21 protein-coding genes and 3 tRNA genes are annotated in these 19799 nt (G+C 59.5%); 11 read left to right on the top strand and 13 right to left on the bottom strand.

Annotated elements, in window-relative coordinates; translation table 11 throughout:
* Positions 1-6: 6 nt before the first annotated feature.
* Positions 7-1125: a hypothetical protein gene (locus L6D82_RS17780; RefSeq protein ID WP_102718107.1), complete on the top strand. Its 1119-nt coding sequence runs from the start codon at positions 7-9 to the stop codon at positions 1123-1125.
* 64 nt (positions 1126-1189) lie between these two features.
* Here the strand turns inward: L6D82_RS17780 and L6D82_RS17775 are convergent, their stop codons facing one another.
* The gene (locus tag L6D82_RS17775) at positions 1190-2260 is read right to left on the bottom strand and encodes a 3-deoxy-7-phosphoheptulonate synthase (protein ID WP_102718106.1); all 1071 of its coding nucleotides are present in this window, start codon (positions 2258-2260) and stop codon (positions 1190-1192) included.
* Between the two features lie 649 nt (positions 2261-2909).
* On the opposite strand from L6D82_RS17775, the gene L6D82_RS17770 reads away from it, so the two are divergent.
* The 9 genes from L6D82_RS17770 to L6D82_RS17730 all read left to right on the top strand — a co-directional run bounded on the left by L6D82_RS17770 (position 2910) and on the right by L6D82_RS17730 (position 8292).
* Complete coding sequence (locus L6D82_RS17770) at positions 2910-3353, top strand: GNAT family N-acetyltransferase (protein ID WP_102686091.1); 444 nt, start codon at positions 2910-2912, stop codon at positions 3351-3353.
* A 127-nt stretch (positions 3354-3480) separates the two neighbouring features.
* Complete coding sequence (gene gacA, locus L6D82_RS17765; protein WP_032829778.1) at positions 3481-4122, top strand: response regulator transcription factor GacA; 642 nt, start codon at positions 3481-3483, stop codon at positions 4120-4122.
* A gap of 2 nt (positions 4123-4124) precedes the next feature.
* Positions 4125-5948, top strand: coding sequence for an excinuclease ABC subunit UvrC (uvrC, locus tag L6D82_RS17760; protein ID WP_085745521.1), 1824 nt, complete (start codon positions 4125-4127; stop codon positions 5946-5948).
* A 32-nt stretch (positions 5949-5980) separates the two neighbouring features.
* The gene (gene pgsA, locus L6D82_RS17755) at positions 5981-6541 is read left to right on the top strand and encodes a CDP-diacylglycerol--glycerol-3-phosphate 3-phosphatidyltransferase (protein ID WP_085745522.1); all 561 of its coding nucleotides are present in this window, start codon (positions 5981-5983) and stop codon (positions 6539-6541) included.
* Between the two features lie 60 nt (positions 6542-6601).
* Positions 6602-6677: transfer RNA gene (locus L6D82_RS17750), tRNA-Gly, on the top strand.
* Between the two features lie 47 nt (positions 6678-6724).
* Positions 6725-6798 (top strand) — tRNA-Cys (locus tag L6D82_RS17745).
* Between the two features lie 195 nt (positions 6799-6993).
* Positions 6994-7080 (top strand) — tRNA-Leu (locus tag L6D82_RS17740).
* 301 nt (positions 7081-7381) lie between these two features.
* The gene (locus L6D82_RS17735; protein ID WP_085745523.1) at positions 7382-7816 is read left to right on the top strand and encodes a hypothetical protein; all 435 of its coding nucleotides are present in this window, start codon (positions 7382-7384) and stop codon (positions 7814-7816) included.
* 182 nt (positions 7817-7998) lie between these two features.
* Positions 7999-8292, top strand: a complete 294-nt coding sequence (locus L6D82_RS17730; protein WP_085745524.1) for a hypothetical protein — start codon at positions 7999-8001, stop codon at positions 8290-8292.
* Between the two features lie 89 nt (positions 8293-8381).
* Here the strand turns inward: L6D82_RS17730 and L6D82_RS17725 are convergent, their stop codons facing one another.
* From L6D82_RS17725 to L6D82_RS17685, 9 genes are all read right to left on the bottom strand, one after another.
* Positions 8382-8666, bottom strand: a complete 285-nt coding sequence (locus tag L6D82_RS17725) for a hypothetical protein (RefSeq protein ID WP_134020264.1) — start codon at positions 8664-8666, stop codon at positions 8382-8384.
* Positions 8667-8749: 83 nt separating this feature from the next.
* Positions 8750-8980: a hypothetical protein gene (locus L6D82_RS17720; protein ID WP_007958902.1), complete on the bottom strand. Its 231-nt coding sequence runs from the start codon at positions 8978-8980 to the stop codon at positions 8750-8752.
* Between the two features lie 120 nt (positions 8981-9100).
* A complete protein-coding gene (locus L6D82_RS17715; RefSeq protein ID WP_007958903.1) occupies positions 9101-9331 on the bottom strand; it encodes a hypothetical protein in 231 nt (76 codons plus the stop codon).
* Positions 9332-9402: 71 nt separating this feature from the next.
* A complete protein-coding gene (locus L6D82_RS17710) occupies positions 9403-11028 on the bottom strand; it encodes an ABC-F family ATP-binding cassette domain-containing protein (RefSeq protein ID WP_236190671.1) in 1626 nt (541 codons plus the stop codon).
* Positions 11029-11171: 143 nt separating this feature from the next.
* Positions 11172-12209 carry a DNA topoisomerase IB gene (locus L6D82_RS17705; RefSeq protein WP_085745527.1) on the bottom strand — a complete coding sequence of 346 codons (1038 nt, stop codon included), beginning with the start codon at positions 12207-12209 and terminating at the stop codon, positions 11172-11174.
* Between the two features lie 73 nt (positions 12210-12282).
* Positions 12283-13362, bottom strand: a complete 1080-nt coding sequence (modC, locus tag L6D82_RS17700) for a molybdenum ABC transporter ATP-binding protein (protein WP_134020261.1) — start codon at positions 13360-13362, stop codon at positions 12283-12285.
* A gap of 3 nt (positions 13363-13365) precedes the next feature.
* Positions 13366-14046, bottom strand: coding sequence for a molybdate ABC transporter permease subunit (modB, locus tag L6D82_RS17695; RefSeq protein WP_102688024.1), 681 nt, complete (start codon positions 14044-14046; stop codon positions 13366-13368).
* The gene (gene modA, locus L6D82_RS17690; RefSeq protein ID WP_102688025.1) at positions 14047-14802 is read right to left on the bottom strand and encodes a molybdate ABC transporter substrate-binding protein; all 756 of its coding nucleotides are present in this window, start codon (positions 14800-14802) and stop codon (positions 14047-14049) included.
* A gap of 173 nt (positions 14803-14975) precedes the next feature.
* On the bottom strand, positions 14976-16037 hold the full coding sequence (locus tag L6D82_RS17685) for an NAD(P)H-dependent flavin oxidoreductase (protein ID WP_236190669.1): 1062 nt from the start codon (positions 16035-16037) through the stop codon (positions 14976-14978).
* A gap of 214 nt (positions 16038-16251) precedes the next feature.
* On the opposite strand from L6D82_RS17685, the gene acuI reads away from it, so the two are divergent.
* Positions 16252-17235, top strand: coding sequence for an acrylyl-CoA reductase (NADPH) (gene acuI / locus L6D82_RS17680; RefSeq protein WP_236190666.1), 984 nt, complete (start codon positions 16252-16254; stop codon positions 17233-17235).
* Here acuI and ada read toward each other — a convergent pair whose 3' ends face one another.
* The 3 genes from ada to L6D82_RS17665 form a co-directional block, all read right to left on the bottom strand.
* Positions 17236-18309, bottom strand: coding sequence for a bifunctional DNA-binding transcriptional regulator/O6-methylguanine-DNA methyltransferase Ada (ada, locus tag L6D82_RS17675; RefSeq protein WP_236190664.1), 1074 nt, complete (start codon positions 18307-18309; stop codon positions 17236-17238).
* Between the two features lie 88 nt (positions 18310-18397).
* The gene (gene alkB / locus L6D82_RS17670) at positions 18398-19060 is read right to left on the bottom strand and encodes a DNA oxidative demethylase AlkB (protein ID WP_373870911.1); all 663 of its coding nucleotides are present in this window, start codon (positions 19058-19060) and stop codon (positions 18398-18400) included.
* Positions 19061-19065: 5 nt separating this feature from the next.
* Positions 19066-19779, bottom strand: coding sequence for a 2OG-Fe(II) oxygenase (locus tag L6D82_RS17665; RefSeq protein ID WP_236190663.1), 714 nt, complete (start codon positions 19777-19779; stop codon positions 19066-19068).
* Between the last annotated feature and the right edge of the window lie 20 nt (positions 19780-19799).

Here is a 19799-nt window from a genome sequence, read left to right as displayed (position 1 = left end):
CAGCTAATGAACATGACGGATGCACAGGCAACAGCTTCGCGGGAGCGAGCCAATGGGATGGATGCTGAAAGAGTCGGGGCGTTCGAGCATTGTCATGCACGCGAGCAGTCTCTATCACTGCCCGTACCCTCAATCGATTCGTTGGAAGGTGCTGTCCTTGATCCCTCACTGAGCCGGGTTGTCGTGCGGATTGCCCCCTATCCGGGTATGGCATGCGGGGACCGGATCGTGTTGAGCTGGCGTGGCCACGATATCGAGGGTCTGCCTTATCACCATGAAATACCGCGATTTATCAGCGAAGCCCAACTGGGAAGGGCGATCGTTCTGGTCGTCCGGGGCGCACACGTGGCAGCGCTGGACGGAGGTTCGCTGGAGATGTTCTGGACATTGACCAGTGCCGCGCGGCCGGAACCAGTGATTTCCTTGCGCAGGCAACTGGATGTCGGAGACGTTCGGTGCAGCCTGCTGCCGGCCACTCTCGAGGATGCCGTTGGGGGCAGCCTCGACCCCGCACGTGTGATCGATGGGACATCGGTCACGCTTCAGCCTTATGCGGGTATGAGTGCTGGCGACCGGGTGCGGTTGATCTGGGAGGGGGCCGTGCAGGGAGCATCACTTCGAGACACGCTGATCGTCGAGTCCTTTGCTGTCGGTCGGCCTCTGGTGCTGGGGATCGCGCCCGAATTCATCACGCCGCATCTCGGCGGGGAGGTGGTGGTCCGATACTGTGTTGAACAGCAGAGCGGCGCGATTCGAGAATCAGGTGAGACTCGAATCAGCATCGCTCCTCTTGAAAGAGGTGTATTGGCGGCGCCCCAGGTACTCGAAGCCGATGACGGAGTGCTCAACGTGGAGGATGCAATCGACGGCGTGAGTGTGCTGATCAGCGATGCGCGGGTGGAAGAGGGTGAGCTGGTTTATCTCAAATGCGACGGTGAGTCATTTTTCCACCGCGATGATCGCGAAATAATCAACGGAATGGCGATGCAGCCGTTGGTTTTCATCGTGCCGTATCGATTCTGGCGCGAACATGTGGACACCCTTGTGCAAGTGTCCTATTCGGTCGAGAGGCTTGATGATGTGAGTCAAATGTCCGGTGTGAAACTGCTGCGAGTAAAGGGTTGATGTGTCGACATTGAGCATCGGCTGGCCCTCCGGGTGAATGACACACCGGAGGGCGGCTTGGCTGTCAGGACTGTTGTCGAATGCGTTGCGCGGCATCCAGCAACAAGCGTTCTGTTGCATCGAACCCGAGGCAGCCATCGGTCACCGAAACGCCATAACGAAGCGACTCGCTCAGGGGCTGGCATCCCTCGAACAGGTGCGACTCGAGCATCATGCCGATCAACGAGCGGTTACCTTGCAGTCGCTGCTCCAGCACATCGTTGAACACGCCCGGCTGGCGGAGCGGGTCCTTGCCACTGTTGGCATGGCTACAATCGACCATAATCCGGCTCGGGATCTTCAGGCGGTTCAACTCGGTGTTGATGACGGCAACGCTTTCGCGGTCGTAGTTCGGCCCTTGGTGACCTCCACGCAGCACCAGGTGGGTGTCCGGGTTGCCCGGGGTCTGGATGATTGCCGGGTGGCCCTGGCTGTCTACGCCGAAATGGCGATGGGCATGGGCTGCCGAACGCATTGCGTCAACGGCGACGGTCACACCGCCATCGGTGCCGTTTTTGAAGCCGACCGGCATGCTCAGTCCGCTGGCCATTTCCCGGTGGATCTGTGACTCGGTCGTGCGGGCGCCAATGGCGACCCAGCTCAGCAAGTCATCGAAGTACCCGGCAGCCATGGGCTGCAGCAGTTCGGTGGCAATCGGGAGCCCGAGGCGGATCATTTCCAGCATCAGTTCGCGCGACAGCGTGAGGCCGGCAGCCATATCGTCGCTACCATTCAGATGAGGGTCATAGGCAAGGCCTTTCCAGCCGACGGTGGTGCGAGGTTTTTCGACGTAGGCACGCATCACGAGCAGCATGTCATCACGGACTTCTTCGGCCAGGCGCGAAAGTTTGCTGGCGTATTCAAGCGCGGACTCGGGGTCGTGAATCGAGCAGGGGCCGACGACTACCAGCAAACGCGGGTCATGGCCATCGAGAATCGCGCGGACCGCCTGGCGGTGGGCGACGACTTGCTGGTTCAGCGCACTGCTCAGGGGCAATTGCTGTTTGAGTTGCAGCGAACTCGGCAGACGCAGGGTCAATGCTTCGTTGGCAGGGTTAAGGGTGGGCAGTGGCAGAGCAGAAACGGACGAGTTCATATTCGGTCTTCCTGGGCGGACGGCGGGTGCTTCCCGCTCACTCGGCCCTACTGGGGTGTTCGACAATTGGCCGGATTGGCTACGTGTGTTGGCTTGCCACCTATGGGTGACCGATCGGAGGCGGCAGGCTGTCCCGAGCGGAGGCTGGTAAATCGCCAGGCGGTAAAACTGTCGTAACGGTAATAAGTGGCGTAGTTCATTGGTTGAATCCTCAAAGTGTCTGGTGTGTTGCTGAAAAAATTAGGGCCTGAAAAAACAAAACCCCCGGTCGGGAGGCCGACCGGGGGTTGAGAAATCTCTGGTAGGCGACCCGTTCAAATGGGCGCCGGTTGGGTATCAGGCGCGCCAGTGGCTAAACCAATACCCAAAATAAAAGCTTGCAGGAGCAGCGCAGACGCCATTCGCCCGGGCAGCTGCAACCGAACGCGAGGCGCTGGCAGTACGAAGCTGTGAAAGGGCGTTGAACATGAACTGTCTCCAAAGAATGCGCCGAGCTTACTAGAGGCTGCTGCGCGTCAGCAATCAGAAAATGCTATTGAACGCGTAAGAGGGCCTCTATGGGTTGAGCGCCTGCAAAGGTGTGACACACTCTGCTTTCTGAACTTGCGCTCAAGGAAGGTGCATGAACTTGACTAAGATCGAGGCAGGAATGAGTTTTGAGTTGCGCCAGGCAACGTCCGCCGACCTGTCGTTTGTACGAGAGCTGACTTGCCGAAACATGCTCCGCTACTACATTCACTATGACTTGCTGTGGCAGGACGAGGCGTTTGATGTCGCTTGGGCTGGCCGCGAAAGCTGGTTGATCCTTCGTGATGGCGAATTGACGGGGTATTTCAGTCTGAGTCGAGATGCGCGGGCTGTGTACATCCGAGAATTGCAGATCGTCGAAAGCGCTCAAGGCCAGGGCGCGGGATCCTGGGCGATCGATCAGGTTGTTGCGATGGCTCGGCGTGAGAGTCGCCCGGCCTTGCGCCTGACAGTGTTCAAAAATAATCCGGCGCAAAACCTGTATCGAAGAAAAGGAATGATTGTGCAGGGCGAGGACGAGTGTTTCCTGCGAATGCAGCTCGATTTCAGTACACCTGTGCTCTGAAACCCACGGCTGGCAAGCTCTCGATGAAAAGTTGAAACTTTTTATATGTTGCTTGCCGCTAGGTCTGCCCGGCACTTTTTGCTAAGGTGTCCGGCATCCCAATAAGACCATATCGCGAGGTGTCTGCTTGATTAGGGTGCTAGTGGTCGACGACCATGATCTCGTTCGTACAGGCATTACACGGATGCTGGCCGATATCGATGGCCTGCAGGTGGTAGGCCAGGCCGAGTCCGGGGAAGAATCCCTCATCAAGGCTCGTGAGTTGAAGCCCGACGTGGTGCTGATGGACGTCAAGATGCCAGGCATCGGCGGTCTCGAAGCCACGCGCAAACTGTTGCGAAGTCATCCCGACATCAAAGTGGTCGCGGTCACTGTGTGCGAGGAAGATCCGTTTCCCACACGGTTGTTGCAGGCCGGTGCGGCGGGGTATCTGACCAAGGGCGCCGGATTGCCGGAAATGGTTCAGGCCATTCGCCTGGTATTTGCCGGCCAGCGCTACATCAGCCCGCAAATTGCCCAGCAACTGGCAATCAAATCCTTTCAGCCGACCAACGATTCACCGTTCGATGCGTTGTCTGAACGGGAAATCCAGATTGCGCTGATGATTGTCGGCTGTCAGAAGGTTCAGATCATTTCCGACAAATTGTGCCTTTCGCCGAAAACCGTTAACACCTACCGCTACCGCATTTTCGAGAAGCTCTCGATCAGCAGCGATGTCGAACTGACGCTGTTGGCGGTTCGACACGGCATGGTTGATGCCAGCCTCTGACCATGACTGAAGCATTCGATTCGGGCGCCTTTCTTTCGACCGTCAGTGGGCGCCCCGGCGTGTACCGCATGTTCGACAGCGATGCGCGTCTGCTGTACGTCGGCAAGGCGAAGAACCTCAAGAAACGTCTGGCCAGTTACTTTCGCAAGACAGGCCTGGCGCCGAAAACCGCGGCACTGGTCGGGCGTATCGCCCAGGTCGAAACCACCATCACGTCCAACGAGACAGAGGCGTTGCTGCTCGAGCAAACCCTGATCAAGGAGTGGCGGCCGCCGTACAACATCCTGCTGCGCGACGATAAATCCTATCCCTATGTCTTTTTGTCTGACGGGCAATTCCCGCGCCTGAGCATTCATCGCGGGGCTAAAAAGGCCAAGGGCAAGTATTTCGGTCCCTATCCGAGTGCCGGGGCGATTCGCGAAAGTCTCAGTCTTCTGCAGAAAACGTTCTTCGTGCGTCAGTGCGAGGACAGCTACTACAAGAACCGGACCCGGCCGTGCCTGCAATATCAGATCAAGCGTTGCAAGGCGCCCTGCGTCGGATTGGTCGAGCCTGAGGTTTACGCCGAGGACGTGCGTCACTCGGTGATGTTCCTCGAAGGGCGCAGTCATGCGTTGACCAATGAGCTGTCGACGGCGATGGAAGAGGCAGCAATCAACCTCGAATTCGAACGCGCCGCCGAACTGCGCGACCAGATTGCCTTGCTGCGTCGGGTGCAGGATCAACAGAGCATGGAGGGCGGTACCGGCGACATCGATGTGATCGCTGCGTTCGTCAATCCGGGCGGTGCCTGTGTCCACCTGATCAGCGTGCGGGGAGGGCGGGTGCTTGGCAGCAAGAACTTCTTCCCACAAGTCGGGATTGAAGAAGAAGTGGCCGAGGTCATGGCCGCTTTCCTCGGGCAATACTTCATCAGCAGCCCTGAACGCGATTTGCCGAGCGAACTGATCGTCAACGTCGTGCACGAAGACTTCCCTGCGCTGATCGAGGCCATTCAGGCGCTGCGCGGACGTGAGCTGACTATCAGCCATCGGGTACGCGGCACACGGGCGCGCTGGCAGCAACTGGCTGTGACCAATGCCGAACAGGCGCTGGGCGCCCGGCTGGCCAACCGTCAGCACGTTGCCGCGCGTTTCGAGGCATTGGCAGAAGTGTTGAACCTCGACGAGCCGCCGCAACGGCTGGAGTGCTATGACATCAGCCACTCCAGCGGTGAAGCCACGGTGGCCTCCTGCGTGGTGTTCGGCCCGGAGGGGGCGATCAAATCGGATTACCGTCGGTACAACATAGAAGGCGTGACCGCCGGCGACGATTATGCCGCCATGCATCAGGCCCTGACCCGACGCTTCAGCAAGTTGAAGGAAGGCGAGGGCAAATTGCCGGACATCCTGTTGGTGGACGGCGGCAAGGGGCAGCTGTCGATGGCGCGTGATGTGCTCAACGAGCTGGCTGTCCCGGATCTGATCTTGCTGGGGGTCGCCAAGGGTGCCACGCGCAAGGCGGGATTCGAGACTTTGTATCTGAATGATGCGGCGCACGAGTTCACCTTGCGGGGTGATTCGCCGGCGCTGCATCTGATCCAGCAGATTCGTGACGAAGCCCATCGCTTTGCAATCACTGGCCACCGCGCACGCCGCGGCAAGACCCGCCGCACGTCAACGCTCGAAGGCGTAGCAGGCGTCGGGCCAACCCGGCGTCGGGACTTGTTGAAACATTTTGGTGGATTGCAGGAGCTGTCTCGTGCAAGCATCGAAGAGATCGCCAAAGCACCGGGGATCAGCAAAAAGCTAGCAGAGTCGATTTATGCAAACCTGCATAGTGAGTAGAATGCCCATTCACCTCGTAGCCAGTTGTGCCGATGAATATCCCTAATCTGATTACCGTTCTCCGCGTCCTGCTCATCCCGATCTTCATTCTGTTGTTCTATCTGCCTTACCAATGGAGCTATCTGGCCTCAAGTTCGGTTTTCGCCTTTGCGGCGGCAACGGACTGGCTGGACGGCTATCTCGCGCGACGCCTGGAGCAGAGCACGCCGTTTGGTGCGTTTCTGGATCCTGTCGCTGACAAACTGATGGTTGCCGTTGCCCTGGTGCTACTGGTGCAAGAACACGGCAATCTTTGGCTCACACTTCCGGCGGCTGTCATCATCGGTCGCGAGATCGTAGTTTCGGCATTGCGTGAGTGGATGGCCGAGCTTGGTGCACGGGCCCATGTGGCCGTGTCGAATCTGGGCAAGTGGAAAACTGCTGCACAGATGCTCGCGCTGGTGATCCTGCTGGCCAATCCAAAAGATTTCAGCTTTTGGGTTCTGGTCGGTTATGCGTTGCTGATGGTCTCTGCAGGCCTGACCCTGTGGTCGATGGTTCAATACCTCCGCGCTGCCTGGCCACATCTGAAGACCGATGTTGAAAAGAAATAAAACTTTTTTGAATCAAAGGGTTGACGGGGCATCTGGAATCTATAGAATGCGCCACACCAAGCGGGAATAGCTCAGTTGGTAGAGCACGACCTTGCCAAGGTCGGGGTCGCGAGTTCGAGTCTCGTTTCCCGCTCCAAGTTTGTACAACGTTTGTTGTTTCGCTACTGACAGCAAATGTTTTGAGGCCGAGTAGCAAAATGGTTATGCAGCGGATTGCAAATCCGCCTACGCCGGTTCGATTCCGACCTCGGCCTCCACTATAAACAAGCTCCGTAGATCCATGATTTACGGAGCTTTTTTATTTGCGTTGCACTGAAAGATTTAGTCTTTGAAACCGCAACTGCAAACTTGCTTCACCGGGAAGTGATGTATATATTTCCCCCTCTGCCGCCGACATGCAGTTCCTGTCAGGACTGTGAATCGTCATCAGAACCAAGCAACACCGCGCTACCGCCCGAATGGCGAAACTGGTAGACGCATGGGACTTAAAATCCCCCGCTCGTAAGGGCGTGCCGGTTCGATTCCGGCTTCGGGCACCATGAATATCAAGGGCTTGCGTGAGTTTACTCATGCAGGCCCTTATCATTTGCGCTCCGCAATTTCGGAGCCTGCTCCGCAACTCACTTGGTCGGGGTGACTTTCTTGCCGATCCTTTTCCGGGTGTCATTCTCCGTCGACACTTCGGTGGTGTGCCCGAGCTGCTCCTTGTTTTCCATAGCGCACAAGTATCGCGAAACGCGCACGGCTTTCTTTAACTCGGCCTAGCGTCGGGTTTTGTATTAAAGATTTCAGCTTTGCAGACGACATAGTGGTGTTAAGAACAATACGCCGGAGGAAAAAATGGGATTTTTCGACAAGGTCAAGGAGCTGGCTCTCAAAGCTAAATGCGGAGTCGGCATTCACGCCGGAGACTATGTCAAGGCTGTTAGTGGCCCGGCGTGTTTGCTGGAAAAAACATGCCCTGACTGTTTTGAGCATTTGACCAAACACAAGCATGAGTTTGGTGAGTTTACCTACAAGAACCATCATACCTGTACGATGATTCGCAACTGCGTACATTGCGAACACGAAGATTCAAAGGTGAAGCATGAAGATTTCGTCGAGATGGGCACAGATGATTTTTGCAAGGTGAAGGAAAAATGCATCAGATGCGGCTTCACTCAGGTGAAGAAGGAGGACCACTACATGACTGAGGTCTCCCGTAACGATACGCATAAAACGCTTTCGTGCATCCGGTGTAACAAGACCGAGACAAGGCAGTTAGAACGATACTGAGTTTGAAAACATCCAAAACCCGGCCACCGAGCCGGGCTTTTTATGCGCATGATTCTTGTCTGAACGCTGTTTTGAAAAGCCACCACCTTTTTCCCTTTCCTATCCCAGGTGTACTTTTCGGTCATTGCGAGCGAAGTGAGCTAGTGTTTCTTTCTGGCTCAACCGAACACAGGACAATGATGATGAAGCGACTGCTATTGAGCGTTTTGCTGATGTCTTCAGGCTTTGCTCAAGCCGGCATCCCGCTGTTGAACGCAACATGCCCGGGCAATATCGAGGTCCATGCTGACAAGGGCGGCCCGATCTATATCAACGGTAAAGAAGGGAAACTGAAGAAATTCAACGATAACGCCTTCGAAGCCAAAGGCAGTGGCGTGACCATCTCGCTGACGATCATGCCCGACGGCTCACCTGATGTTTCTTACACGGGCAAGAACAAAGCCAATGGGGTTTGTCAGGTGAAGGAAACAAAGTAATTCGCGTTGTTCCATTAATAAGCAATGATCAGCGTGGCGTTGAGCAAACAAAAAAAATGGGCCGTTTTAATCGGCCCATTTTTTTTTGCTCAGACAAAAGTTTGCCCGGTAAACCCTCTAGGCAAACGCTGAAGTCCGGCCATCGCGGTCAACCGCTCGATCCACTCCGAACGCCAGTCGGACGCGGAGTGTGCAGCCCTGGAGTGGCGAGCCGCGCGCCGCGCCGCATTGCGCTGGTCTTTGCGCGCATCCTTGTATGCGTCGGTATTGCGGCAGCTGCGGCACTTCACACGATTGAGTTCGCTGCTGGCGGAGAGGTTGTTGCCCTTGTGCCCGCAGGCCAGGTGCCCGTCGACTTTGAAATGAATGACCATAAGACGTCTCCTTGGTGACGTGTAAAGGTATTGACCTCTCACGACCAAGGACGTTCTTTATTCGCGCACCGTGAATCGATGGCCTACCTGAAGCGTGGCAACGGCCGGTCGATCGGTTTGAGCGATGACAGGGTGCTGCGAATCAGCGGGGTATCCTTTTCGATATCGTTCAGCCGGTCGCGGATGCGCAGGGCGGTGGGGTGCCCGCCTTGATGGTCGACCCAGTCGGCGATCTCTTTGCAGGCCGCGGCGAGGCGTGCTTCGCGGGCATCGAGCAAGGTGAGGAGAGTGGTGATGGACTCTCTTTCGGACATGGAACACCTCCGTTCATTAATCCGCTCGGTGGCAGCAAAAAGCCCGCGAAGGGCGAGCTTTCTGCCGTTGGGGCGCTGCTCCTTCAGCTGGTTTGAGTATAGACCCGTAAATGACAGCTATCAGCCCGACGACTCGGGGGCGGTCACTCGCGAGCTGGCGGCGTTGAGCCGATGACATTCCTTGCGGGCGTCTTCTTCCCGATCGTAGCCATCGCCGATGAAACCGCCGGTTCGCGTGTCGCAGATGCGATACCAGCCCAGGGCTTCTGCGGGCTCATGGAGAGTCTCTCCGGCGCGCCGGCCGTGGATGACGATCTTGTTGCAGCGCTTCACGACGAATATGTCTTCCATGGCGTCACCGCGGCTGATTCGTACCAGATCAACTATAGAAGCCCTGAGCAATCGTGCAAAAAATAGCCAAGTCAGTTCGTCGGGTGCAGTTGCCAGCCTAATGGGTGCCAGCGCAGATGGTGAGTCGGATTCAACGCCTCGAGGAAGTCCTGATCGTGGGAAACGGCGACAATGGCACCCGGAAATGACTGCAACGCCCGTTCGAAAGCTTCCACCGACGGCAGATCCAGATGGTTGGTCGGCTCATCCAGCAGCAACAGCTGCGCAGGATCCGTTCGCCACAAGGCCAGCGCCAGTGCGGCTTTCAGGCGCTCGCCACCGCTCAACGAAACGCAGGGAGCCGTGGCGCGGCTTGCATCCAGCTGCAAGTGGGCGAGATAGCTGCGTAGGGTGCCTTCAGTCAGCGCAGTCCCTTGCATCATCAGCTGTTCGGTGATGGAACGCTGATCCTCCAGTTGCGCCAGTTGCTGATCCAGGAATGCGAAGGGCACGTGAGTCGTGGCGGTTCCATCGACGGGTGTCAGTTCCCCGGCGAGCGCTTTCAACAGGGTTGATTTGCCACAGCCGTTGGGACCGCTGACAGCGATGCGCATCGGGCCGTGGATCGTAAGGCTCAGTGCGCCGTTTGACAGCCAGGGCAGCCGAGCGTCAACCAGCGAGCAGATCTGGCGGTTGTTCGGCACCGCGCTCCCGGGCAGGTTGATCAGCACGCTGTCCTCGGGTTGCACCTTGGCGTAAGCCTCGCGCACCTGGGCATCGAGCTCTGACTTGCGGGCCTGATGACCCTGACGTACATGCCCCATGATCTCTCGCGCGGCGCCCTTGATCGCCACGTATTCGAAACTGGCAATGTTGGCGGTTTCGGCGTTGCGCCGCGAGTTGGCGGCGTGGCGCTGTATCGTGTCGTGTTCGCGCCGTAGCCGAATCCGCTCTCGCTGGCGTTCGCTTCTGGCGTGGTCGAGGCGTGCCTGCGCCGCGGCTTGATGGATCCGCTGATGCTCGCGGAATGCCGAGTAATTGCCACCGAATTCGATAGCCCCCGACGCGCTCAACTCGACAATCCGCAGCATCCGGTCGAGCAGCTGCCGATCATGGCTGACGACGATCAAACCAGTGTGCCAGCGTTCCAGTAAGTTCATCAGCCATTGTCGTCCTGGTGCATCCAGATGGTTGGTCGGCTCATCGAGAACCAGCAGCGGAGCCTGACTCAAAAACGCGCCAATCAGTGCGATGCGCGCTTGCTGGCCACCACTGAGGTTTCCGGTCTCGTCGGTGAAGGCGACTTCGGCCAGGCCGGCGTCATCGAGCAGGCGGCGCAGACGGTCCGCCAGATCCCATTGTTCGCCAATGAGATCGAAATCCTCGACTGATCCGCAGCCCCGGTTCATTCGGTCCAGAGCCTGAAGAATCGCGGCGCTGCCGGTGGACTCGGCGACCGTCTCGCCGGGTGCAGCGACAAAGCTCTGCGCCACGTAGGTTGTCGCCACGGCGCGCGTCACGCTGCCGCTGGTGGGTTGCCATTCTCCGGCGATCAGGCGCGCCAGTACGCTTTTGCCAACGCCATTGCGCCCGACGATGGCGGTCGGGGTGTGATCGAATTTCAGATTGAGTGCAGTGAACATCGTCTCGCCATTGGCGAACTGAAAACCCAGTTGATTCAGGGAGACGAGAGCAGGCGTACGCGAGACGTGAGTCATCGGCACCTCCAGAAAATGTCGTGAACACTGACACGCGCCATGAATGGCGTGTCGCGATTACATTTTTGAAGGCTTAGTTGTTCACTTCTGCGGTCGTCCCGGGGAGGTAGGAGGGCGTAGCCTAGTCGAGACGGCCGAAGGCTTCAAGGCGTGCCTGCCTGCTCGACCATCCGCTCAAGGAATAGCGCCAATGCGACTTCTTCCTTGCGCAGGCCTTTGCGGATGCGCGGCTTCGGCAGCTCGGCCAAGGCGCCGAGCATGAAATGCTCGACCACCGCCGGGTGGATGTAGCACTTGCGACAGACCGCCGGCGTGTTGCCCAGTTGGCGGGCGACGCCCTTCACCATCTCGACCACATGCCGCTTGGCCTCGGTCTCGGATTCCCATTGCAGCTCCCGCAGAACCGCCAAAGCGAGGGCGCTGCCGGCCCAGGTCCGGTAGTCCTTGGCGGTGAAATCCGCGCCGGTCAGGGTTTGCAGGTAGGTGTTGACGTCAGAAGAGCTGACGGTATGCCGCTCGCCATTTTCATCCAGATACTGAAACAGGTTCTGCCCCGGAATTTCCAGGCAGCGCTTGATGATCCGCGCCAGTCGCCGGTCCTTCACCGTGATCTGATGTTCGATGCCGCTCTTGCCGCGAAACTGAAACAGGATCGCGCTGCCGTTGACCTCGACATGCCGGCTGCGCAGGGTGGTCAGGCCGTAGGAGCGATTGTCCCGCGCGTATTGCGTATTACCGACGCGGATCAGGGTGGCGTCGAGCAGCGTGATGACCGTCGCCATGACTTTGTCGCGGCTGAAGCCCGGCGAGGCCAGTAGCGCCTCCAGCTGTTTGCGCAGTTTGGGCAGCGCCAGACCGAACTCACGCAGACGCGAATACTTGTCCGCGTCGCGCACTTCGCGCCAGCGAGCGTGATAGCGATATTGCTTGCGCCCACGTGCGTCCCGGCCGGTGGCTTGCAGATGGCCGCGCGGGTCGGCGCAGATCCACACGTCGACGTAGGCCGGCGGAACAGCCAGTGCGTTGATGCGTTTGATCTCGTCAGGATCGGTGATGCGCTGGCCTGCGGGGTCGAAATAGGCGAATTTTCCGCGCAGTTTTTTTCGGGTGATACCGGGCTGTGTGTCATCGACGTAATGCAGATCCGAAGGCAACACTTCGGTGAGCGCAGTATCGGGCATGGCGGAATTCCTTCGCGTCAAATCAGGCTGTTAAAGCCATTGACCGCACGCCATGACGGTCGTGCCCGCGGATTTACGCCAACACCGCGACGGCCTTGATCTGGGCCCACAATGACTGGCCCGGATGCACGCCAAGCTGATCCCGCGAGTAGCGAGTGATGCGCGCCAGCAACGGTGTCCCGCCGGCATCGAGGCGAATGAGCACGTGCGCGGCGTTGTCGGCCGGTTGTTCGCTGACGACCGTGACCGGCAGGCGATTGAGGATGCTGCTGAACTCACTGTTTTGCAGGGTCAGGCTGATGTCTCGCGCGTGAACCTTGCAGCGCAGTTTCTGGCCCGTCGTCATCGGCGCGTGGGTCACGCGGATATTCAGTGACGAGTCCGGCAGTTGCAGGGCGAGCAATTGATAGTCGGCATCGTAGCCGCTGACCTGGCCTTCAATGATCACGCCGGCGTCGTTGTCCATGGCCAGGGGCAGGTCGAGCCGCGCCAGGGTTTCGCCAATCGGACCGCTGGCCAGCGCTTTGCCGTCGCTGAGCAGCACCAGATGATCGGCGAGCCTGGCCACTTCGTCCTGAGCGTGGCTGACATACAACACCGGGATTTCCAGTTCGTCGTGCAGGCGTTGCAGGTAGGGCAGGATTTCGCTTTTGCGCTGACTGTCGAGGGCCGCCAAAGGCTCGTCCATCAGCAGCAGTCTGGGGCTCGTCAACAGCGCGCGGGCGATGCCGACACGCTGGCGCTCACCGCCGGACAAGTGCTGCGGATGACGATCGAGCAAGTGGCCGATCCCTAGCAGTTCTGTGGCTTGGGTCATGTCGACCCGGCGCTGTGCCTTGGCAATGCGCTTGAGGCCGAATTGCAGATTGGCCAGCACCGACAGATGCGGAAACAGGCTGGCTTCCTGAAAGACATAGCCGAGCGCGCGTTTGTGCGGCGGCACGAAAATGCCTTTTTCGCTGTCCTGCCAGACCTCGTCATTGATGCGGATAAAGGCCTGTGGCGCGCGTTCGAGCCCGGCGATGCAGCGCAGGCATGTGGTCTTGCCCGAGCCGGACTGACCGAACAGCGCCGTCACACCGCGACCGGGCATCTGCAGATCGACATCGAGGCTGAAGCCCGACCAAGCCAGTTTCAGACGTGCATCAATCATCGATCAGCTCCAGCCCGCGCGGGTCTTGCGGCTGGAATACAGCGCCAGCAACACCAGAAACGAAAACACCAGCATCGCCCCGGCCAGCCAGTGCGCCTGCGCGTACTCCATGGCTTCGACGTGGTCGTAGATTTGTACGGAAACCACCCGGGTCTTGTCAGGAATATTCCCGCCGATCATCAGCACCACACCGAATTCGCCGACGGTGTGGGCGAAGCCGAGGATTGCTGCAGTGATGAAACCGGGGCGGGCCAGGGGCAGAATCACGCTGAAAAAAGTGTCCCAGGGATTGGCGCGCAAGGTCGCGGCCACTTCCAGAGGACGAGTGCCGATCGCGGAGAAGGCGTTTTGCAACGGCTGCACCACGAACGGCATGGAATAGAGCACCGAACCGATCACCAGGCCGGTGAAGCTGAAGGTCAAGGTGCCAAGCCCCAGCCAGTGGGTGAACTGGCCAATGAACCCGTTTGGGCCGAGCGCCAGCAACAGATAGAAACCGATGACCGTAGGAGGTAGCACCAACGGCAGCGCGACGATCGCGCCGATGGGGCCGCGCAGCCAGGAACGGCTGCGCGACAACCACAGGGCGATCGGCGTGCCGACGACCAGCAGGATCGCGGTGGTCAGGGACGCCAGTTTCAGGGTCAGCCAGATCGCCGCGAAATCGGCACTCGTCAGCGACATTTACAGCTGATAACCGTAGGACTTGATGACCGCAGCGGCTTTCGGGCCTTTGAGGTAATCAACCAGCGCCTTGGCAGCGGCGTTGTCTTTGCCTTTGTTGAGGATCACTGCGTCTTGCTTGATCGGGTCGTGCATGCTCGCCGGAACGATCCACGCCGAACCGCTGCTGACCTTGCCGTCCTTGTAGATCTGCGACAGGGCGACGAAGCCCAGTTCAGCGTTGCCGGTGGACACGAACTGGTAGGCCTGAGTGATGTTCTGGCCTTCGACGATTTTGGCTTTGGTAGCTTCAGTGAGTTTCAGTTTTTCCAGCACCTGAGTGGCAGCCAGACCATAAGGGGCGGCTTTCGGGTTGGCGATGGACAAGTGCTGGTACTCGTTTTTCTTCAGGACGTCGCCTTTGGCATCGACGTAACCCTCCTTGGCCGACCACAGCGCCAGGGTGCCGATGGCGTAGGTGAAGCGCGAACCCTTGACGGTGTCGCCTTCTTTTTCGAGTTTTTCAGGGGTGGTGTCGTCCGCCGAGAGGAACACTTCGAACGGCGCGCCGTTTTTGATCTGGGTGTAGAACTGGCCGGTGGCGCCATAGGCTGCGACCAGTTTGTGCCCGGTGTCTTTTTCGAAATCGGCGGCAATCGCCTGGATCGGCGCGGTGAAGTTGGCCGCGACAGCGACTTGCACTTCGTCGGCCTGCGCGGCGCCGATGGCGAATACCGCGAGCAGGGCAGGGGCAAAACGTGAGGCACGATTGATCATGTAACGGCTCCGTGGATGGCAAGTGCAGTGGGCAGTTGTTATTGGAAGGTAGACTGCGCCGATGCGAGGGGGTGAAACGCTATATAGAGAAATATATAGCGAAATGCCGCCAAACGGAAAGCACTGCTTTTAAACCGGGTGAGAGCGCCACGCTCCTCACCCGTTCAGGTTCATCATCGCGTCAGTTTCGCCAGTGCGCCTTCCGCCAGTTGCCGGGTCAGTTCGGCGGTGCCGAGGTCCTTACCAAGTGTGAAGGCCTGGCCGGCCCAGAGGTTGCTGAATTCGGCCTCACCCTTCGCGCGCAACGGCATCAAGACACCGCCGGCCAGCGGAAAGGCAGGGGCCTTGTCCGACATCGGGCCCAGCTCGCGCATCACCCGATTGAGAATCCCCCGCGCCGGGCGCCCGGTAAACAGATTGGTCACCGCTGTCTCGCTTTCCTTGGCGGTGCGCAAAGCTTTGTGGTGAGAGGCACTGACTTTCGCTTCCGGGGTAAACAGATACGCCGTGCCGACCTGAACCGCCGAAGCTCCGAGCAGGAACGCTGCCGCCACGCCGCGCGCATCGGCAATCGCACCGGCAGCGATCACCGGCACACTCACGGCGTCGACCACTTGCGGCACCAGCGCAAACGTACCGACCTGACTGCTCAGGTCAGCGCTGAGGAACATCCCGCGATGGCCGCCGGCCTCGTAACCCATGGCGATGATCGCGTCGCAACCGTTCTGCTCCAGCCAGATCGCTTCGTCGACGGTGGTTGCCGACGAGATGATTTTCGCACCGGTGGCCTTGACCCGATCCAGCAGGGATTTTTCCGGCAGGCCGAAGTGGAAGCTCACCACTTCAGGGCGAAATTCTTCCAGCACTTCGCAGGCGGCCGCATCGAAGGGCGCGCGGTTGGACACCGGCGTCGGTGCATCGAAATCGACACCCAGTTCGCGATAGTAGGGTTCCAGCAGGTTTTTCCAGTCGCGGGCCTTTTGTTCATCGGCAGCCGGCGGTTGATGGCAGAAGAAGTTGACGTTGAATGGCTTGTTCGTGCCCTGGCGAATGGTCTTCAGCTCTTCGCGCAGTTGCTCGATGGTCAGCATCGCGGCCGGCATCGAACCCAGGCCACCGGCGTTGCACGCTGCGATGACCATGGATGAGTTGGTGGCACCGGCCATGGGGCCCTGGATGATCGGCAGTTCGATGCCGAACAGGTCAAGAATGCGGGTATCAGGCCATTGGCTCATGGAATAGCTTCTCCGACGACAAAACAGGGCAGGGACGGTAGCAGCCGGTTTTTTAACGCAAAGCCACCCCCATGACCAGCACAGATTTGTAGCTTGAACAGCCGGCGCCGGCTCGGTGTTCGGGCCCGATTGGCTAAAGGTCGAGTGGGGCAAAATGTTGCAGTGTGGTATTCCAATGCCTCGACATCCTGAATTCCACCCGCGAGAGGCAGTCATGTTCAAAGGCATTTTGATCGACAAAGACGACAGCGGTTACCGCGCCAACCTGCAAGAAATCAGCGACGAGCAGTTGCCCGAGGGCGATGTGACGATTCGCGTCGCGTACAGCACGCTGAACTTCAAGGACGGCCTGGCGATCACCGGCAGCAGCCCGGTGGTGCGCAAGTTTCCGATGGTGCCGGGGATCGATCTGGCGGGTACCGTCGAAGTCAGCTCGCACCCGGACTACAAGGTTGGCGATGCGGTTTTGCTAAACGGCTGGGGCGTCGGTGAAAGCCACTGGGGCGGCTTGGCGCAAAAGGCGCGATTGAACGGTGACTGGCTGATTCCTCTGCCCAAGGCATTCACCGCCGCGCAAGCCATGGCCATCGGCACGGCGGGTTATACGGCGATGCTGTGCGTCATGGCGCTGGAGCGCAACGGCGTGACACCGCAACAGGGCGAAGTGCTGGTGACCGGTGCCAACGGCGGCGTCGGCAGTTTTGCCATCGCATTGCTGAGCAAGCTGGGCTACCGCGTGGTCGCTTCGACCGGTCGGGTGTCGGAGCACGAATACCTGAAACAACTGGGTGCCAGTGAAATTATTGATCGCGCCACCCTGTCCGAACCCGGCAAGCCGCTGGCCAAGGAGCGCTGGGCGGGCGTTATCGATTCGGTCGGCAGCCACACGCTCGCCAATGCCTGTGCCAGCACCCGGGCCGAAGGCACCGTGGCTGCGTGCGGTCTAGCGCAGGGCATGGACTTTCCCGCCTCGGTCGCGCCGTTCATTCTGCGAGGCGTGACGCTGGCCGGGATCAACAGTGTGACCCAGCCCAAGGCTCGCCGCATCGAGGCTTGGGATCGTCTGGCGAAGGATCTGGATTTCGCTCTGTTGCCACTGATCAGCCATGAAATCGGCCTCGGCGAAGCCCTCGAAGCGGCCCCGAAGTTGCTGGCGGGGCAACTCCGGGGGCGAGTTGTAGTTGATGTGAATCGCTGATTACTGTTGTGGTTTGCCTTCACGCTCGAGCAATTCGCGCTTGCGCTCCACGCCCCAGCGGTAGCCCGACAGATTGCCGTCACTGCGCACAACGCGATGACAGGGGATCGCTACCGCCAGGCTGTTGGCGCCGCAAGCCTGGGCCACTGCGCGTACGGCTTTTGGTGAGCCGATACGCAAGGCGATGTCCGCATAGCTGGCGGTGCTGCCGACCGGTATTTCGCGCAGTGCCTGCCACACCCGTTCCTGAAACGCCGTGCCGCGCACATCCAGCGGCAAATCCAGGCCGATGGCAGGCGCTTCGATGAAGCCGACGACGCGCGCGATCAGTTGTTCGAACTCGGTGTCGGCGCCGATCAGGTTGGCCCGGCGAAACTGGTCCTGCAGGTCGCACACCAATTGGTGCGGATCGTCCCCCAGCAGAATCGCGCAGATTCCGCGCTCGCTCTGCGCCACCAGAATGGCGCCGAGCGAGCACTGGCCGACGGCGAAGCGGATGTCGTTGTTCTGCCCGGCGGATCGGAAATCGCCGGGTTTCATGCCCAGCACCTGATCGGCCGCCTCGTAGAACCGGCTGTTGGAATTGAAACCGGCGTCATACAACGCCTCCGTCACTGAGCTACCGTCCGCCAGACGCTGGCGAACCCGACGCGAGCGATGCGCGGCGGCATAGCCTTTGGGCGTCAGGCCCGTTGCGGCTTTGAAGACCCGGTGAAAATGGAAGGCGCTCAGGCCGGCGGTCTCGGCGAGATCGTTGAGCGCCGGCAGGCTGTCCGACGCTTCGATCTGGCGACAGGCTGCCGCGACGGTGGCGGCGTGTTGCGCTGCGACTTCGGTCTGATCCTTGCCCGCCCGTTTGCTGGGGCGATAGCCCGCGACTTCGGCGTCCTCGGCGGTGTCGAAAAACTCGACGTTCTGCGGTTTCGGCAAGCGCGCCAGGCTGCTGGGGCGGCAATAGATGCCGGTGGTTTTCACGGCATAGACAAACTGGCCGTCCGCCCGAGGGTCGCGTGCGACGACAGCGGCCCAGCGTGGATCGTCTTCAGTGTTCAGCGAGGTGGAAAGCGTTTTCATGATGGAGAGTCCGTTGACCTGTTGAATTTCAGGTTAACCAGTGCCACCGGCCGGAACACTCCGACCCTTGCGGTCAAACTTTGCAGGATTATCCGGCGGTGCGAAACGTCAGGTTGAAACGCTGTTCGCCCAGGCGCGGGTGCCGGCCGGGTTTGATCGGCAGGATGCCGTGATAGCGCAGCCGGTCTACGCCGCCCCAGATCACCATGTCGCCGTGCAGCAGTGAGATTTTCTGGCTCCTGTCGCCGCGTGCGAAACCGCCAAACAGGAACGTTGCCGGCAAGCCCAATGACAAAGAAACGATCGGCGCGTCGTAGGCATTTTCGTCTTTGTCCTGATGCAACGACATCTTCGCGCCTGGGACATAACGATTGATCAGGCAGGAATCCGGCATGAAGTCGGCAAATCCGGCGCGTTTCGCTGCGGCCTGGGCCAGCTCGCGAAACACTTCGGGCATGGCTGGCCAGGGTTGGTGGCTCACGGGATCTTCGGATGAATAGCGGTAGCCGCTCCGATCGGTGATCCAGCCCAGTGCGCCGCAACTGCTGGTGGCCACCGACATGCTGAAGCCCCCGGGCGTCATCATGTGGCGCAACGGGGCGCAGGCGATGATCGATTCCAGGGCCGGCAACAATTGCTCGATTTGCGGCAGGGCAAACCCGCGCAGCACCCAGGACTGCTCGCCGATCTGTTCGGCGCGCCGGGGTTGCTCGGATTCTGTGTCGGCGAACAGATCAAAGGTGGTTTGCATGATCGTCAGGTCGCGTCGTGGAAGATAATGCCCAGAGTATGCCGTGTTCCGCTGTGCAGTCGGCTGACACCGTGGCGCATGGTCACCCGATAGTCGCCGCGCACGCCTTTGACCGGGCGCTGGTTGACGGCAAAGATCAGCGCATCGCCTTTTCTCAGGTCCATCACGAGTGGGCGCGACTGCATTCTCGGACGTTGCTCGGTCATGACGAATTCGCCACCGGTGAAATCAGCCCCGGGTGCTGACAGAAGAATCGCCACTTGTAGCGGAAAGACATGTTCACCGTACAGATCCTGATGCAGACAGTTGTAGTCCTGCGGACCGTATTGCAGCAAGAGCGGGGTAGGCCGCAGTTGACCGGCGGCATGGCAGCGCTCGAGAAACTCGCTGTGTCGCTCTGGAAAACGTTCCGGCAGACCCATTCGCTTATGCCAGCGGTTGGCCAGAGGCACGAGGCGTGGGTAAAGCGCGCTGCGCAGGCGTTCCACCACGGGAAGAAGCGGATAGCGCAGGTATTTGTATTCGCCGCGCCCAAAGCCGTGGCGAGCCATGATGACCTGGGACCGAAACGGTTCGCTGTGCGGGTAAAGCGCACTCAACCGATCACAGGTGTCCGGGCGCAGCAGCGTGCGGATGACAGCACAACCGTCCTGATCCAGTTGCTGCTCCAGGGCGATCCAGTCGAGCGCATCGAGCGGGGAGGCGGGTGAGGGTGACATGCTGATTCCTTGGCGTACAT

This window comes from Pseudomonas paraglycinae (genome assembly GCF_021601625.1).
Lineage (GTDB): Bacteria > Pseudomonadota > Gammaproteobacteria > Pseudomonadales > Pseudomonadaceae > Aquipseudomonas > Aquipseudomonas paraglycinae.
The sequence above is the reverse complement of the archived record's forward strand: the minus strand, read 5'-3'. Positions and strand labels throughout refer to the sequence as shown.